The organism is Paenibacillus sp. FSL H7-0918 (assembly GCF_038007025.1).
Taxonomy (GTDB): Bacteria; Bacillota; Bacilli; order Paenibacillales; family Paenibacillaceae; genus Paenibacillus_AQ; species Paenibacillus_AQ odorifer.
Window position 1 is genome coordinate 713,953 of record NZ_JBBOWJ010000002.1, and the last position, 14,219, is coordinate 728,171.

17 protein-coding genes are annotated in these 14,219 nt (G+C 43.6%); 2 read left to right on the plus strand and 15 right to left on the minus strand.

The annotated features are described in order from the left end of the window. Nucleotides 1–2: 2 nt before the first annotated feature. From MHI15_RS17120 to MHI15_RS17175, 12 genes are all read right to left on the minus strand, one after another. On the minus strand, nt 3–653 hold the full coding sequence (locus MHI15_RS17120) for a hypothetical protein (protein ID WP_341164636.1): 651 nt from the start codon (nt 651–653) through the stop codon (nt 3–5). 35 nt (nt 654–688) lie between these two features. Continuing rightward, complete coding sequence (locus MHI15_RS17125) at nt 689–1,186, minus strand: hypothetical protein (protein ID WP_076128182.1); 498 nt, start codon at nt 1,184–1,186, stop codon at nt 689–691. A 20-nt stretch (nt 1,187–1,206) separates the two neighbouring features. After that, complete coding sequence (locus tag MHI15_RS17130; RefSeq protein ID WP_036681716.1) at nt 1,207–1,587, minus strand: hypothetical protein; 381 nt, start codon at nt 1,585–1,587, stop codon at nt 1,207–1,209. Nucleotides 1,588–1,602: 15 nt separating this feature from the next. After that, a complete protein-coding gene (locus MHI15_RS17135; RefSeq protein ID WP_162636675.1) occupies nt 1,603–1,746 on the minus strand; it encodes a hypothetical protein in 144 nt (47 codons plus the stop codon). 5 nt (nt 1,747–1,751) lie between these two features. Further along, on the minus strand, nt 1,752–1,961 hold the full coding sequence (locus MHI15_RS17140) for a hypothetical protein (RefSeq protein WP_076128184.1): 210 nt from the start codon (nt 1,959–1,961) through the stop codon (nt 1,752–1,754). 57 nt (nt 1,962–2,018) lie between these two features. After that, nucleotides 2,019–2,888: a hypothetical protein gene (locus MHI15_RS17145; protein WP_341164637.1), complete on the minus strand. Its 870-nt coding sequence runs from the start codon at nt 2,886–2,888 to the stop codon at nt 2,019–2,021. A gap of 11 nt (nt 2,889–2,899) precedes the next feature. Next, nucleotides 2,900–3,949, minus strand: coding sequence for a hypothetical protein (locus MHI15_RS17150; RefSeq protein WP_076307118.1), 1,050 nt, complete (start codon nt 3,947–3,949; stop codon nt 2,900–2,902). 12 nt (nt 3,950–3,961) lie between these two features. After that, on the minus strand, nt 3,962–5,407 hold the full coding sequence (locus tag MHI15_RS17155; RefSeq protein ID WP_076280072.1) for an ATPase, T2SS/T4P/T4SS family: 1,446 nt from the start codon (nt 5,405–5,407) through the stop codon (nt 3,962–3,964). Then, nucleotides 5,404–6,468, minus strand: a complete 1,065-nt coding sequence (locus MHI15_RS17160) for a hypothetical protein (protein WP_076128191.1) — start codon at nt 6,466–6,468, stop codon at nt 5,404–5,406. Before MHI15_RS17160 ends, MHI15_RS17155 begins: the two co-directional genes overlap by 4 nt. 12 nt (nt 6,469–6,480) lie before the next feature. After that, nucleotides 6,481–7,230: an SAF domain-containing protein gene (locus tag MHI15_RS17165; RefSeq protein WP_076309594.1), complete on the minus strand. Its 750-nt coding sequence runs from the start codon at nt 7,228–7,230 to the stop codon at nt 6,481–6,483. 175 nt (nt 7,231–7,405) lie between these two features. After that, complete coding sequence (gene purU / locus MHI15_RS17170; protein ID WP_076219715.1) at nt 7,406–8,305, minus strand: formyltetrahydrofolate deformylase; 900 nt, start codon at nt 8,303–8,305, stop codon at nt 7,406–7,408. Between the two features lie 65 nt (nt 8,306–8,370). Beyond that, nucleotides 8,371–9,480, minus strand: coding sequence for a deoxyribonuclease IV (locus MHI15_RS17175; protein WP_036681702.1), 1,110 nt, complete (start codon nt 9,478–9,480; stop codon nt 8,371–8,373). 172 nt (nt 9,481–9,652) lie between these two features. On the opposite strand from MHI15_RS17175, the gene MHI15_RS17180 reads away from it, so the two are divergent. Both MHI15_RS17180 and MHI15_RS17185 read left to right on the plus strand, forming a co-directional pair. Further along, on the plus strand, nt 9,653–10,114 hold the full coding sequence (locus MHI15_RS17180; protein WP_036681700.1) for a DUF2621 domain-containing protein: 462 nt from the start codon (nt 9,653–9,655) through the stop codon (nt 10,112–10,114). 39 nt (nt 10,115–10,153) lie between these two features. Next, nucleotides 10,154–11,065 carry a TIGR01777 family oxidoreductase gene (locus MHI15_RS17185; protein ID WP_076219716.1) on the plus strand — a complete coding sequence of 304 codons (912 nt, stop codon included), beginning with the start codon at nt 10,154–10,156 and terminating at the stop codon, nt 11,063–11,065. 27 nt (nt 11,066–11,092) lie between these two features. Here MHI15_RS17185 and MHI15_RS17190 read toward each other — a convergent pair whose 3' ends face one another. The 3 genes from MHI15_RS17190 to MHI15_RS17200 are packed head-to-tail and all read right to left on the minus strand — an operon-like array spanning nt 11,093 to nt 14,210. Further along, nucleotides 11,093–12,670 carry a DUF6382 domain-containing protein gene (locus tag MHI15_RS17190; protein ID WP_076309593.1) on the minus strand — a complete coding sequence of 526 codons (1,578 nt, stop codon included), beginning with the start codon at nt 12,668–12,670 and terminating at the stop codon, nt 11,093–11,095. 18 nt (nt 12,671–12,688) lie between these two features. Continuing rightward, entirely contained in the window at nt 12,689–13,198 is a 510-nt protein-coding gene (locus MHI15_RS17195) for an A24 family peptidase (protein ID WP_076219718.1), read from the minus strand. A 25-nt stretch (nt 13,199–13,223) separates the two neighbouring features. Next, nucleotides 13,224–14,210 (minus strand): pilus assembly protein, encoded by a 987-nt coding sequence (locus MHI15_RS17200; protein WP_076304495.1) that lies wholly within the window; start codon nt 14,208–14,210, stop codon nt 13,224–13,226. Nucleotides 14,211–14,219 lie beyond the last annotated feature (9 nt).

Consider the following 14,219-nt stretch of genomic DNA (forward strand, 5'->3'; position numbering starts at 1 on the left):
ACTTACTCCGGAGATTTGACTACAAATTTTTCATCAAATCCACCGTCATGGTATAACCGAATAATAAAATAATTAATGTCTTTATCATATAAATAAGCTTGGTAAGTAGTTAATTGCTCTCCTGGCTTAAGGGTATAATAATAATAAGCTTCTTTATTATTTAATTTTTTCACGTTTGCTTTTGGCCAAATTTCATCTATTTGCCCAAATCTCTGCAGAGTTAAAGTCCATTTTTCTTTACGATCATCCAATGTTCTTTTTACTGTTTTTTTACTGTTATTTATAATTGTGATCTTAGTCCAAATGAAATGTTTCGGATTACTAACCATTCCTCCAAATGAGTCATATTTAAATTGTTTCACTAAATTTTGTGCATCTTTTGACTTGAAATCATAAATCATAAACTTCTCCAGCGTATAACTAAGCCCACCCGCCGTAACCGTAACCGGCAACTCTAAATCCTTTTTCAAACCATATTTACTTAAGTTATCCCTCATAATGGGTGCTGGTGTAGCAGCAGGTTTTGCTGTAGCTGATGGTGTAGATGCGGTTACTGGTGTAACCGCTGCTGCGTTAGTAATCACGTTTTGCCCCGATACCATGCTAAGTAACATTGTTGTAGTCAAAGCTGCTCTTAAAATGTTCTTCTTCATCACTGAATCTCTCCCTTTTCTTTAATTGGCTTTTCTTACTTATTGAACTTATACTCCTGAACTGCTGGCACCCTGATGGGCTGTTGTGTTTTGGATCTGAAGATCAGAACCGGGTGTTCCGTCTCTATGACGGCAATAACCGAAGGACCTGCGATGTATTTGGTTATGCCATATTCGCTATCCTCGTATAAAAGTGGAAAATTCACGCCATCGGAATCGTCAATAATATCGAACTTCACAATCTTTACTTGTGTCTTAAAACGACTGCCCCCTTGGGGGGAAAGGCCGCTATCAAGGCCTAGATTGTTCTGCAGGGTTTGCTGAAAAGTATCGTACGCATCTTCGGGATCTATAATCAGACGACCACGAGTCAATTCGGTCTCATCTAATTCCTGTGCGGCATCGTGAACAGCGATATTATTTGCGTCTTTTAACATGCTGCGCAGCTGGTCCCACTCCTGATTCTGGATCTGAAAGAACCAGGAGTAGATAAAGATCAGTAGGACAAATGCCAGCTTAATAATGTAATCCATAAATTACGCTCATCCCTTAGTCAATCGAGATACTCACTCATAATTGATCCATGCCCATAATATCGAGTCGGCTGCGAAACCGTAGAAAAATTATAAGGAAACAGATTTATCCGCGGCGCGGTTACATACACATCAATTCGTTGCTTTCGCTCTTGAACGGTGTCTGTACTGCTAGTAATTTCTATCGAAGCTTCAGAAAATCCAATCGCTTTCAGATTTGAAATTACTTCATTCCGCATAGAAGCTGTAACCATCCCCTCTGTTGCTGCTTTTTGTGTGATATAGGACGTATTAGCTTTGACCTGTAAATCTAGCAGATAATCTATGTAGGTAAAGATAGGCTGCAGGATAATAAACAAGACTAGCCACATGAACAATGCCCGGAGGACAGTCTCCTTCATTAGACACGCCTCCTTCTAATACTGTTCCACTTGCTTAGTATGTGAGATGATATCGTCCTGACTGCTGCCGATCATATGCGTAGCTACCGTGACAAACATCCCCGCAATTACAAAGCCAATGGCCAAAAACATAGCGACGGAAATAGAGTCTTTTTTCATCTGACTTATACCAAAACGTGAGTCATGGACATAGTTAGTGCAGTCTGGCTGGAATCCAGCGGTTGAGTTAGAGATACCCCCGGGATCGTCGGTCTATTATCATCGGCAGCATTAATCACGTCACGCACCAGAGGAATCAAAATAGCAATTACGATGGCCACACACAAAAAACCGATAGCGATAAACAAACCTGTAGAAATAGCGTCTTTTTTCATTGTTAATTTCTCCCTTTTTATTTTAGGTTTTAAAAATAAGGTTGAATATACAATTTTTCACTGGAACATGCCGACTCCATTAAAATTTCCTTTGATTAGCAAAATGTACTGCATCGCCATGGCAACGATCATCAAAAAAGTAGCTATCGATGGAATAACATTAATAATCGTCGATAGATCACCGATGAAAGACCATTTTTTAAAATACTGATCGCTGGAGATTTTGGAGATAATCTTGCCTTGTTCACGCAAATAGTTTGCAGCTTCCGTGTCATCATCCATACCTTCTGTCGCCAGCAAAATGGACCGGATGTCATTAATAAAGTGATGGTTATCCGGAAATTTGGCACAAAACCATTCAATCGCCCCCTCCACACCCTCATCTACTGCCCGTTCTGACAGCTCATACAAATCCTGACGTATATATTGAAAATGTCCCGCTGTACTCCCACAAAAAGCACCAAACTGCACATATCCGCGCTTACGTAGGCGATTATTCTCATAGAGACGAATGAAGGAGATCAACTCGCCATCTTTTTGAATATTCGTCTTTTGGTGAAGCCACGCCAACACCCAACCAAGCGGAAGATAACGCATCGGACTGCTGATTACGAGAATAAGTAGAGCAATTAGAGGGTCATAGAATGAAAAAGGAACAGATCGGATGAAATCGCTGACGACTTGGCTAAATAAATAGATGATTGCCGCTGAATAACGAAATAGCGTAACTTTTCGAGCCGAAATTGATAAACCGCATTCATTCAACAATTGCTGAAATCTATCACTCTGCACGTGTTCACCCAGCGAATTCCACCGTATGCCCAGTCGGACAAGATATCGTTCCTGCTTACTGCTGCTGCTCACAAACACAAGTAATGCGACATACACGATCCCGATCACTGTAATTAGTAGTAATAATCTATCCATAGTTCATCACCTTAGTGGTAGTCCAGTTTGGGCCTGGCAAGAATAGTACTGATCACAAAAGAGATAAAAAGGCCGGAGACGATCACCATCAAAAAGGAAAGACCTACCGTAGTTTCGAACTGCAGTTGAAAATAGATATCGGGCTTCAGCATATACATAAAGGTACCAACCGTAGATACCAGCACCAGAAGATTCCCATATAAGCCAAGGCTGATCGCATCTCTGCTTCCTGCTTTTACAGTTAAAATCGTCTCTCTCTGCTGCTCCATAGAACGATTCAACAGCATTAGCGAGCTTTTTAAATAACGGGTTCCCTCCTTCTCGGCATAGAGCAGATCTGATATAAACTCTAAGGCGAAGGTGGTGCCAATCGCACTGGAGAATCTCCCTGCCTCCTCAACAAGCTCCTTCTCATTACTGTAATTAGAAAATGCGGCACCAAGCAGCTTCAGAGGACTCTTTAGTACATTTTTATCTGTTAGAAAATCCGCTGTACGATCAAGAATCGAATCTACCGACAAATGTGTGAATTTGGTGGAGATTTTGACTACATCGAGGAGATCGTAGCTTCCATGTACCTTCCGCTGTGCATAGATGTATCTCATACGAAAATAAGGAATCGTCGCAGATATTACAGCTATAAAAAGCGGAAATCTCCACGCCCCCTGAATCGGCTGTCCTTCATTAAAAGTAATCCCCTCCAAAAAAGGATTGTTAAAACTCAACTTTCCAGGGAGCTCACTAAGTGTCAGTAGTCCTGATAAGAAAACCGCAATAAACAAAATGGCTGTACGCATAACAAAACGCATAACGCTAATACCCGGTTCATACTTCCGGTGTACGAAATACAGAAGCTTGTCCAGATGGCGGTAGAGCCACAGCCTTTTTTTAACCGAGCTAACTCTTTTTCCAAAAATGCTCATCTTATGTTTAATTCGAAAATCGAATTTCTGGACTACCTGCCGTAAATGCCTTTCGATGAGCAGTTTGGTGAGTAACCACAGTCCCCACACAATCCATAAATGAAGAACAAAACGAAAAATATAAAATAGTAAATCCATATCTGCACCTCCTCACTCATTAAGTACTATCTTAGATTTCAAGCTTTCTTTAAGCGGCTGATCCATTGGTTTTGTTGAAGCAAGTCGTCCCAGCTCTTTTTGGAGAATCCGCGTAGCTTGTGCATTTTTCTTAGTCATTTTCAGCATCAGATTTTTCGTCAGCTTGTCATTATAAGACCAACACATTTCCTCCGGCTCCCAGCGCATAAGATCATTAGCAAACACTGAATTTCTATCCTCTTCGTAAAAGATTTCTGATATTCGCGCCAGCCGCTTCTTCCCGTTCGGGACACTCTCCAAAATAAACACCAGCTCGCATGATTTCAGCGCAGAAATCAAATGCCCCTTTAGACTCCCGCCAATTCTTGTCGACACAGCAAACGCACCTTGATAAGGAATGTCCTCCGAATCCACGGTGTGGAAGGTTCCGGTGATCCCGTCGTATCCTTTTTCCCCACTCCACAAATAAAATTCCCACTCGTTATAACGCATCTCTGTCATATACAAAATATTTGGGTCATGCCGCAGCGACTCTACTCCCACCTCCATCAGTTCCTCATTCGCAGCTTGAATTGGAATAATTCGATGCCCTTTAATTTGATACGGTAAAATGGATTCCGGATGTTTCTCTATCATCACTACTCCCATGCAGGATGAAGAGCCAAGCAGTTGCTCACCAACGATCGTATTGGCAAAGGTTGTTTTTCCTGACCCTACAGCACCCGCAATAATGGTATTGCGAAACGTGGACGATAACGCCCGAATGAACTCAACCGCCTCGGCAGGAATACATTCCGTACCCGCTTGATCCTCCAAATCCAGAAATTCCACAACCTGTCGCCGCAGTGATATCGTAGTAAAACCCTCCCAGACCCTAGGTGATACCCAAATCGCAAGCCGAATAAATCTACCTGGCCAGAGCGGATCATCCATTTTGAACTCCACCGAAGGATTATCCTTGTTCAGCTTTTTATTGGGATCACTTTTTAGCAAGGAACGCTTCAGCTGCTCCACCCGATCCAGTGAAGGCATCTCATACGGGTAAGCTATAAACTCACCTTTATGGTTATAAAAAATTTGCTTCCCAATCATTTGTAATCCGGTTGACTCGCTGTATGCACGATCAGTAAACCAACGATACGCTGGTCCAAAACCCTTCCACTCGTGATACAGGGCCTCTGCCGCCGTTCGGTACGCTTCTGGAACCTTTCCAGTAAAAGGTGTTTTTCGTAAGTACTTCTCAATCTCATTCATAAAAAAGCTAACTGCCTGCGGATCGCCAATTAATGCCTTTGCATTTAGCTCGAAGTAAGCGTCATCCTCACGTTCTAACCCTTCGTTCATCTCGGTTTTCATTTTTTGTAAAAAAGCATAAAAATCTTCCTTGCCCGGTTTGCTAGTGCGCAGCACGCTTTGTTTTAGAGAAAAGAGTGGACGACTCGCGAGAGTTTCAATCATAGAAATATCCCTTTCTTTTTGGCCTCTGGCGCTAATCCCATCGACACCAATAGAGAATGTACCTTATCATCCACATGCTGTAGCTCTTTTTTGCCTAGAGGCAAGCTTTCCTGCAAGGGCTGGTAATACGGTAACTCCAGCAAGATTTCAGTGCCAAATCTAAGGGCCATATTTTTGGACGAAGATATTTCCTCCACATTACTGCGGTTAATGATCAGCTGGAAATCATGCGGACGCAGATCTATATGCCCCGCAAGCTCGAATAGAGGTTCTAATCTGTGTTCATGTTTAGGATGAGTGACAATCATGCGTAACGACGACTTTTGCATACCGACATACCACGCAGCACTCTCGGGAATTGAACCGAAATCAGCAATAACCACATCCGCATTTGCTCCAGCTCTAGCCAAGAAATATTCGATCTCTTCCTCCAGATAATCCTGGACACTCAAGTAGTCGTAATTCCCCGGTAGATACAAATAGCCATCCTGCCTAATCAATTGCTCGAAATCTTCATCATGAATCATCTTCCCTGTAAGCTTGGGGCGCAGTTTGTCTAGACTTATCGTCGCTTTGCGGTCATACCCGGGGTCATATAAATCCAAACCAAGTACAAGAACACGTAGACCTGCCGCAGCAATTCGTCTTGCGAACAGCTTCGCCACACTCGTGCAGCCAATGCCTGGACCTGAGCCAAAAAAGCCAACCAAATTGCTCCGTTCCTCGCCATCCTCTTCCAGGATAAAACGAATCTTCTCTATCACTGCTGACGAGGTAGAACGAGGAGGAATAAAATATAGACCTAAGCTTTCACATAACATATGCACAGCTTGATAGCCGCGAATTCCCTTTTGCAGATATAAATACAGGATCATAGAGCTTGGATATTTGTATCGCAGCTCGCTAAGCGCTTGAACAGATACCTGGTCACTAGTAACCATTAACATATGACCTTCGGTATGCGCCGGATCGGGATACACGTTTTGTGTAACTACATTAAATCCCGCGTTTTTGATATCATTAATCGTTAACTGATCTATGCCCAGACTAAATATTTTCAAGGCAATCTCCCCCTACTCTACCCGTACGATCCACAGTTTTTTGCCCTGCTCCAAAAATTGCCCTAACCGTTGACCCTCACTTTTCTTCAGCTTCAATTCTGGTGTCGCCACCTTGCCAGTAGAAGTGAATCGGTTATTGTTGTTGCCTTTCTCAGAATCCTGTACATCATTATTGTCTTCTGTTCGCACATAGTTCACGGTAACTCCAGATAAAAAGATCTCTTTAGCAGGATCGCTAAGCAAGCTTTGTTTTTTCACCTGTTCCTCGTTTTCTTTTTTAACTGTATTTGAACCAAGCGCCTCTCGCTGCTTCTCTCGCTCACCTTCTACAAGATAAATGTCTACCTTATCCCGGCTTCGCAACGAACCATTGATGGCATAAATAGCCTCCTTCGGAATAGGAAATATACCTTCATCCTGCAAAGGCTCTAAATCACTAACATCCACCAGTGATGCTGTCAAAATACTACCGTTAGTCAGATTTACATTCGTAATTTTGTGCTCCACTTGTGCGATTTCCGTAATTACACCAGAGGGTATATCCTTGGTCTGAACAGAATCCAGATACAAATCACTTGCTTTCAGCTCATAATTTTTAGGTAGAGATTCCCCAGCTCCCACCTTAACTTTGACCACGGTTTGGGAAAGCACGTAGGGCTTGAAATAGAAATCATAACCTAGCAATCCCCCGAATCCAGTAATCAAAATGAGACTTGCGAAAAAATAATTACGTTTTAACAAACGTCCCCGCTGTAACGCCAAACCTTCCACCTCCTTAACTACATGATTTTTGAGAACGACAAAAAGCACCTTGGCATAAATAGCCAAGCTGCTGGTAAAATGCTTTTTTACCTGATAGAGATTTAGTGAACTATTAAATTAAAGGGTTCCGGTGAAAGCCCTCGGGCATAACCGTTGCTTTCACCGGAGAATACCTTTATTTAAATACTACAGTTTTGTTCTGATGGACGAGAATCCGGTCCTCGATATGCCATTTCACCGCACGAGCCAGAACAACACGTTCAATGGTACGCCCAATCCGTTTCAGCTCAATAACATCATCACTGTGGCTTACCCGCTGCACATCCTGTTCAATAATCGGTCCACCATCTAGTTCTTCAGTAACATAGTGAGCGGTTGCCCCGATAATTTTCACCCCACGTTGGTACGCTTGGGCGTATGGATTGCCGCCAATAAAGGCAGGCAGGAAAGAGTGGTGAATATTAATAATCTGATGGCGATAATGCTCAATAAAGGACGGCGAGATAATCTGCATATACCGTGCCAATATAATCACATCGATATCGTCTCCGATGACCGCTAACTGGCGTTTTTCTGCTTCATCCTTAGTATCCGCTGTGACTGGAATATGATGAAATGGAATGCCAAACGACTCGACATAAGATTTCATATCCAAATGGTTACTAACGACGAGGGCAATATCGGCATCGAGATCGCCCGCTTGCCACTGCCAGAGCAGTTCAACAAGACAATGGTCTTCTTTAGAGACGAATATGGCAAGTTTCTTCTTATGACGAACATTAAAAATCTTCCAGTCCATCTTAAAACGCTCCGCCACTCCGCCAAATTGAGAGCGAATCTCTTCCAGACGATCGCCTAATTCAGGTAGGTCAAACTCGACTCTCATAAAGAACATTCCACCATCTGGATCCATCGTATACTGATCCGACTGCACAATATTTGCGCCATGCTGATACAGAAAGTGTGATACAGCCGCCACAATTCCCGGTCCGTCAGGACAGGAAATGAGCATACGTGCCCGGTTGGAATAATGCTCGACACCTGACGAATTGTTTCTTTTTACGTGTAATTCCATGACCCTCTTCCCATCCTCTCATCTACATACGCAATCTGAAGTATAGCTTAAGCGTTCACGAGCACTTAATTGCCTGCTAACCAAGCAATTAAACGATGATTAATAGCTTCCTCGCTTAGTTGCGGGAACAACTGGGCAGCGACAACTTCATCGTACAGACGCTCCAGTGGTTCACGTGGATCAGCTTTTTTAGCTTTGGCATCGTTCTTCAGCAGCTCCCAGACATTAAGTACATATTGACGGGAATCAATCTCCTGCTTGGCAAAAAATTCACGTAATGTTTCAACATCCTGCACGAATTCCGGTCCAAAGCGTTCAGCTACGTTACCACGCAGCAAAGCGATCTCCACCTCATACATCGGACGTTGTGTCTTAGCATCTTTACCAATCCATGGGGTCTCCAGAATGAAAGGCAGACCTTCCAGCTTTTCATGGTGTACGATTTTGTTAATCGTATCAAACCCAATCCAACCCGAGCCAATTGGCGTGTGACGGTCTTTGCGAGCGCCACATGGATTTTTACTGTCATTAATGTGGATTACACCAAGACGGTTCAATCCGATAGTCTCATCAAATTTGTTGAGAACACCGTCCAAATCATTAACGATATCATAACCAGCATCATGAATGTGGCAAGTATCAAGACAGACCGATAGACGTTCGTTATGTTCGACCTTAGCAATAATAGAAGCGATTTCTTCAAAACTGCGGCCGATCTCTGTTCCCTTACCAGCCATAGTTTCTAAAGCGATATGCACTTCCGTTTCGTTCGTGCCTCCAAGCACCTCATTCAGGCCATCTGCAATCCGCTGAATACCATATTCAGCATCTTTATCAGTGAACGCACCTGGATGTAATACAATATGCTTGACCTCAAGTGCATGGGTACGGCGAATTTCCTCTTGCAGGAAATCAACAGCCAGTTGATACGTATTCTCTTTATAGGAAGCGAGATTAATAATGTAAGGTGCATGGACAACAATCTCCTCTACACCATTCTCTTTCATAACCTGCTTCCCTTCGTTGGGATACATGGCATCAATCGGCTTGCGGCGCGTATTCTGCGGCGCTCCTGTATATATCATAAACGAGCTGGAACCATACTCATTTGCTTCATTTGCTGCGGTCAAAAGACCCTTGTCCGAGCAAGACACGTGTGAACCTATTTTCAGCATACTTCTTCCCTCTTTCCTTCACGAATTAACCCCTATTCTACCGTGATCGGAAAAATAAATCTAGACGAGGCCAATATGCCGGGTTCTGCTTCGCAAAACTTTGGAAATAAGCTATACTTTAATATGAGAATAATTCGTGTGAGAATCCTCATTGCCAAAAGGTGGTGTATGCATGTTTATCCAATCAGGACTTGGTTTATTATCCACACCGAGCAATTGGTTTATGAACTCTATCGCTTTCTGGACATTTATGCTGCTTGGTTCCATGTGTATCGGCGGTTTTTTTATGTTCCGCAAATTCCTAAAGGTCCTGCCCAAAGCTGATGGAAAGTCAAAGCTAGACTGGCAAAATTACTGGGTGGAACGTAGCCGCCCGCTCTGGAGTGACGAAACAAAAGCCTTTTTGGACCAGCTTGTTCAGCCTGTACCTGGGCCATTTCGTGATATTGCGAAGCATTCTATTGCTGCCGAGATCGGAAAAATCGCCGTCGAGAGCAATGCAAAAGAAGTTACTCGCGATCACTGCATTAAAGGTTACATAGTTGCCACACCGCGGCGCGATAACCGTTTTCTTGTCAATTTTCTCGAAAAGAATAAAATCGATTACTCTGCTTACCAGCATTTGTTTAAGTAATTTTTAATGAATTGTACGATTTAGAACGGAGGCCCTCCTTTGAAATATGTGATATGTGGCGGCACCGGTTTTATAGGTAGCGAACTAGCAAAATACTGGCTGCAAGCAGGTAATGAAGTTGCTATTGTAGGTCGGAATTTACCAAAAGACGCAACAACAATTCATCCTAAGCTGAGTTACCACACCTGGGACAGTCTAAGTTCTAATCCCGATCCAGTGGAAAATGCAGCTGCCCTAATTAATCTCGCCGGAGCTTCCCTTAGCCAGCGCTGGAGTCCAAGTGGCAAAAAAGCGATTATGCAGTCCCGACTTGCAACCGTTTCCGCAGCAGCTAAGTTAGTAGATCAAATGAAGCAAAAGCCTTCCGCAATCATTCAGGCTTCCGCCGTAGCGATTTACGGTACCTCTTTAGAGGATACTTTTAGTGAATCCTCACCAGCCCAGGTCATGGATTTCCCTTCAGAAGTAGTTAAGACATGGGAAGAGGCTTCAGATGAAACCTACCATGATATCCGCGTGGTCAAGCTGCGTACCGGAGTTGTGCTCGGCAATGAGAGCGGAGCATTCCCCAAAATGAAGCTGCCTTATTTATTAGGTTGTGGCGGCAACATTGGCTCTGGAAAGCAGTGGCTCTCTTGGATCCATCTGACGGATATTGTGCGTCTAATTGATTTCTGTACGCAAAATCCAACGATTAACGGACCTGTTAATGCGACTGCTCCACATCCGGTAACGAACGAAGAGTTCGGCAGAACGATTGGCAAAGTCTACAAACGGCCGCACTGGTTCCCTTTGCCAGCCTTCCTGTTAAAAACAGCAGTCGGGGAATTATCCGAAATCCTACTCAAAGGTCAGCGCGTCCTGCCCGCAGCGGCATTAAATCATGGCTTTGACTTTACCTTCCCTACACTTCAAGTCGCTTTAGAAGATTTGAAAAAACAAAAATTGTAGAGCCACATTCATCGTTAGAACTCACCTTCATGCTGTATGAAATGTGTAGCTTCCTTTTATAATTTTAAATGTGGTCCCCTCTGTTAGTGGATACTCTTTATACGGGACCATGCCTTCACCTTGAAAAAGCGTTCCATTTCTGGAGTCAAGATCCTTCAGAATATATCCGCTGGTGCTTCTAGATATTTCAGCGTGTACTCTAGAGGCTCCTTCTGATCTTTCCACATATTGAGCCACCTCTGCCGATCGGCCGATAATGAAGCTAGTTCGATTTAACTCGATCATTTCCGCCTCTTCACCCTCCTCACCGCTTCTTTGGAGATAAGGAATACTCTGATCCAGCTTTTCGATTTGTCGTCCTTGCTCAGGCGGTTTCTCCTGTGATAATAAAGTTGTTGGCGCTATGGCTTCTTGTGCTTTAACAGAACAATGTTCCTCTGCTAGTGATTCATGACGGGTTGCCGGAACGTTAGCTGCTGAATCTGAGAATTGCGGAGTTACCTTTGGGATTGTTGCTGGAGGACGCGTAGAAGTCACAGGGTTCCTGCCAAAATTCCACTCCAATTCTTTCCGACTCGGATTACAGTTAGTATCTTCAGAATCTTCACTCAGACTATCATCATCTTCTTTACCAAGCTTTAACCTTCCGCTCCAAACCATCCAGCTTAAAACAGCCAATACAATCGTCACAACTCCACAGACGGCAAGCCATAACGGCTTTGGACTATCCAAATATAGAAACTTCCACAGTAGTGCATCGCCTAATAGACACCCTAACACTATATAGGTTCTTGAGCTTGAGGCTTGTGGATTTGTTACCTGCTCATCCTCCAAGCTTAGAGACACGCTCTCCTCCTCTTTTATCTTAAGATTAGGATAGCTGCTGATCCAAGGAATAGCAGTCGGCTGCAGCTCTAATCCCTTATCTTCGTGGTGCTCATATGTTTTTCTTAATGGTGGAGCTGCTGCCTCCTTCACTAGATATTCTTTTACGCCTTCATGAAGCTGTCTTTCAGGTGTAACAGGGTCTCTTTCTGTCAGCAACTCTGATAGAAGAATCTTTAAGCCAGCTGGAGTAAATCCCTCTTCACTGCAATATTGCAATAGTCTTTGCACACCACTGCCAGTAAGCTCTGTGATAGATGCCATTAACACCATGATTAGTGACTTGAGTGACTCACCAAGCTTTGAACCAGACTTATTCTCGTGAATGGGTATGTAGGTCAGGTATACTTTACCGCTCTGTAACGACCCTTCAATAAAAATGTAATCTGCATGCAAAGCATACTGTTCCGCCCGCAGCATATATAACCTGCCATCTTCCATGCCTTGGGCAATTTGCAGCAATAACCCGAAAAACGAGCTCATACTTAGCTTCTCTCCTTTGAGTAGATGACTAAGCATTTTTTTGCGTAAAACAGCGTATTCCATAGTAACCTTCATATCTATTTCTCTAAGTATCAGCCTCAAATGATGAGGAATGTCGGTGTTCATCAGCATGCGCGCCTGAATCAAATTAAGCTTCTCCGCGTGTATTCCTTCGGGTTCACCAAGGATCATATATATACCATCCTGTTGTATAAAATCACGGGTTAATCCGAACAACAAACATCACCTCCCGAACTAAAAGTATAGATAAGCGCATATGGAACCAGGAATTACTGCCAGCATGAAGGGAAATTTCAACAGTTCACTATCGTTATTTTTTAATAGAAACGGGCTCTTCCATAAAATAAATCCAGAAATTCTGCTGATGATCTTACGCGAACGACTGACCGCCTCCCGTCTCTTTAAAACAATTAACCAGCCTATTAAAGCACCAAATAGTACGGAGTACATGACGACTTGCAGCGTAAACAACATCCCTGTCCACGCTCCGATTCCAGCAAAAAGCTTAACATCCCCCGCGCCAACCGCCCCTATTAAATGCATGATCAGAAGGACTGTAAATCCTACAGCAGCTCCCCCGAAAGCCCTCAGCAGTCCATGCCAGCTATTGATCACCCCTTGTGCAAGCAGACCGGTGAGCAAGCCTGACAAGGTGATCCAGTTTGGTATTCTCATCGACTTCAAATCTGTAATCAGTGCCGCTACTAAAAACGGTAGACATCCCCAAAATGTCCACTCTGCCATTTATTACACTCCTTTTTCCACCCTTTCACTTCACTACTGTGAACATAACCTCAACAGATCTACCATCATCCAGTTGTATAACAAACGGCCACGAGCCCGGTGTGGTATTTACACCAATTTTCCATTCCCACTCGATATATCCATCTGCATCCGCTTGTTTCCAGCCTAAATATTTAGCAGTACTGCCCCCGCTCTTATAAAAGACTGACAAGCTGGCAGAAGCATTCGGCGGTATTCTGGCACGAACCTTGCCTTGCTTATTCGCTACAGCCGGGTTCGGCTTTTCTAAGATTTCAATAAATTCATCTGGTTGGCCAGTACCGTTCCCCTCCTTGGCTATGCCTTCTCCCGTATCCCCGATCCAGAGGCGTTCAACAGCACTTGCTTCTAAAACAATACTTTGGTTTAGAAAGGGGACCTTCATCGGCAGCTTATAACTAACCACTAGCCCAAGGTAGGGACGAGTACCCTCTTTTAGCTCCGGCACCATAACATTAGATACATGAATTCGCTCATAATCCAGTAAATCTGATGTCAGGTATGGTTTCAATAAAGGTTTGATCGCAAGATCAAGTACACTTTCACTAGTCTCTGCCTGAAACTTCTGCAACGGTCCCTCACCACTTTCTAAAGCCGACATAACCCACTCATTTAACGGCTTGGGTAAAGACTCAGCATAACTATCGCCCCAATCAGTAAGTGACAAGCGAGGAATAGTCCAATTCAGGCCAGCAGAATGATCACTGTCATCCCCTCCTGAATCATCACTTACTTCGCTGGATGTTCCCCATTTCTGCACCGCCAAAGCCGCAGGATACATATGAGTTGAGATAGACTTTACAGTGTCTGATGCTGTACTTTGCAAAGCTGTCGAATACAAGGTCATCTGTACGATAGAAATCAGGAACAGGACGAATAGTAGGAAGAACGGAAGAACCATCGACGCTTCTACTACCATGCTACCTTCTTCCTTGTCCTCCCCTCTGATTCCATACCCATACCCATCCCCCATCTCCTTACC

Bases quoted from the DNA above. Each gene is read 5' to 3' on its own strand.
- MHI15_RS17120 (WP_341164636.1), bottom strand. From the start codon at position 653: ATGAAGAAGAACATTTTAAGAGCAGCTTTGACTACAACAATGTTACTT.
- MHI15_RS17125 (WP_076128182.1), bottom strand. From the start codon at position 1,186: ATGGATTACATTATTAAGCTGGCATTTGTCCTACTGATCTTTATCTAC.
- MHI15_RS17130 (WP_036681716.1), bottom strand. From the start codon at position 1,587: ATGAAGGAGACTGTCCTCCGGGCATTGTTCATGTGGCTAGTCTTGTTT.
- MHI15_RS17135 (WP_162636675.1), bottom strand. From the start codon at position 1,746: ATGAAAAAAGACTCTATTTCCGTCGCTATGTTTTTGGCCATTGGCTTT.
- MHI15_RS17140 (WP_076128184.1), bottom strand. From the start codon at position 1,961: ATGAAAAAAGACGCTATTTCTACAGGTTTGTTTATCGCTATCGGTTTT.
- MHI15_RS17145 (WP_341164637.1), bottom strand. From the start codon at position 2,888: ATGGATAGATTATTACTACTAATTACAGTGATCGGGATCGTGTATGTC.
- MHI15_RS17150 (WP_076307118.1), bottom strand. From the start codon at position 3,949: ATGGATTTACTATTTTATATTTTTCGTTTTGTTCTTCATTTATGGATT.
- MHI15_RS17155 (WP_076280072.1), bottom strand. From the start codon at position 5,407: ATGATTGAAACTCTCGCGAGTCGTCCACTCTTTTCTCTAAAACAAAGC.
- purU (WP_076219715.1), bottom strand. From the start codon at position 8,305: ATGGAATTACACGTAAAAAGAAACAATTCGTCAGGTGTCGAGCATTAT.
- MHI15_RS17175 (WP_036681702.1), bottom strand. From the start codon at position 9,480: ATGCTGAAAATAGGTTCACACGTGTCTTGCTCGGACAAGGGTCTTTTG.
- MHI15_RS17180 (WP_036681700.1), top strand. From the start codon at position 9,653: ATGTTTATCCAATCAGGACTTGGTTTATTATCCACACCGAGCAATTGG.
- MHI15_RS17195 (WP_076219718.1), bottom strand. From the start codon at position 13,198: ATGGCAGAGTGGACATTTTGGGGATGTCTACCGTTTTTAGTAGCGGCA.
- MHI15_RS17200 (WP_076304495.1), bottom strand. From the start codon at position 14,210: ATGGGGGATGGGTATGGGTATGGAATCAGAGGGGAGGACAAGGAAGAA.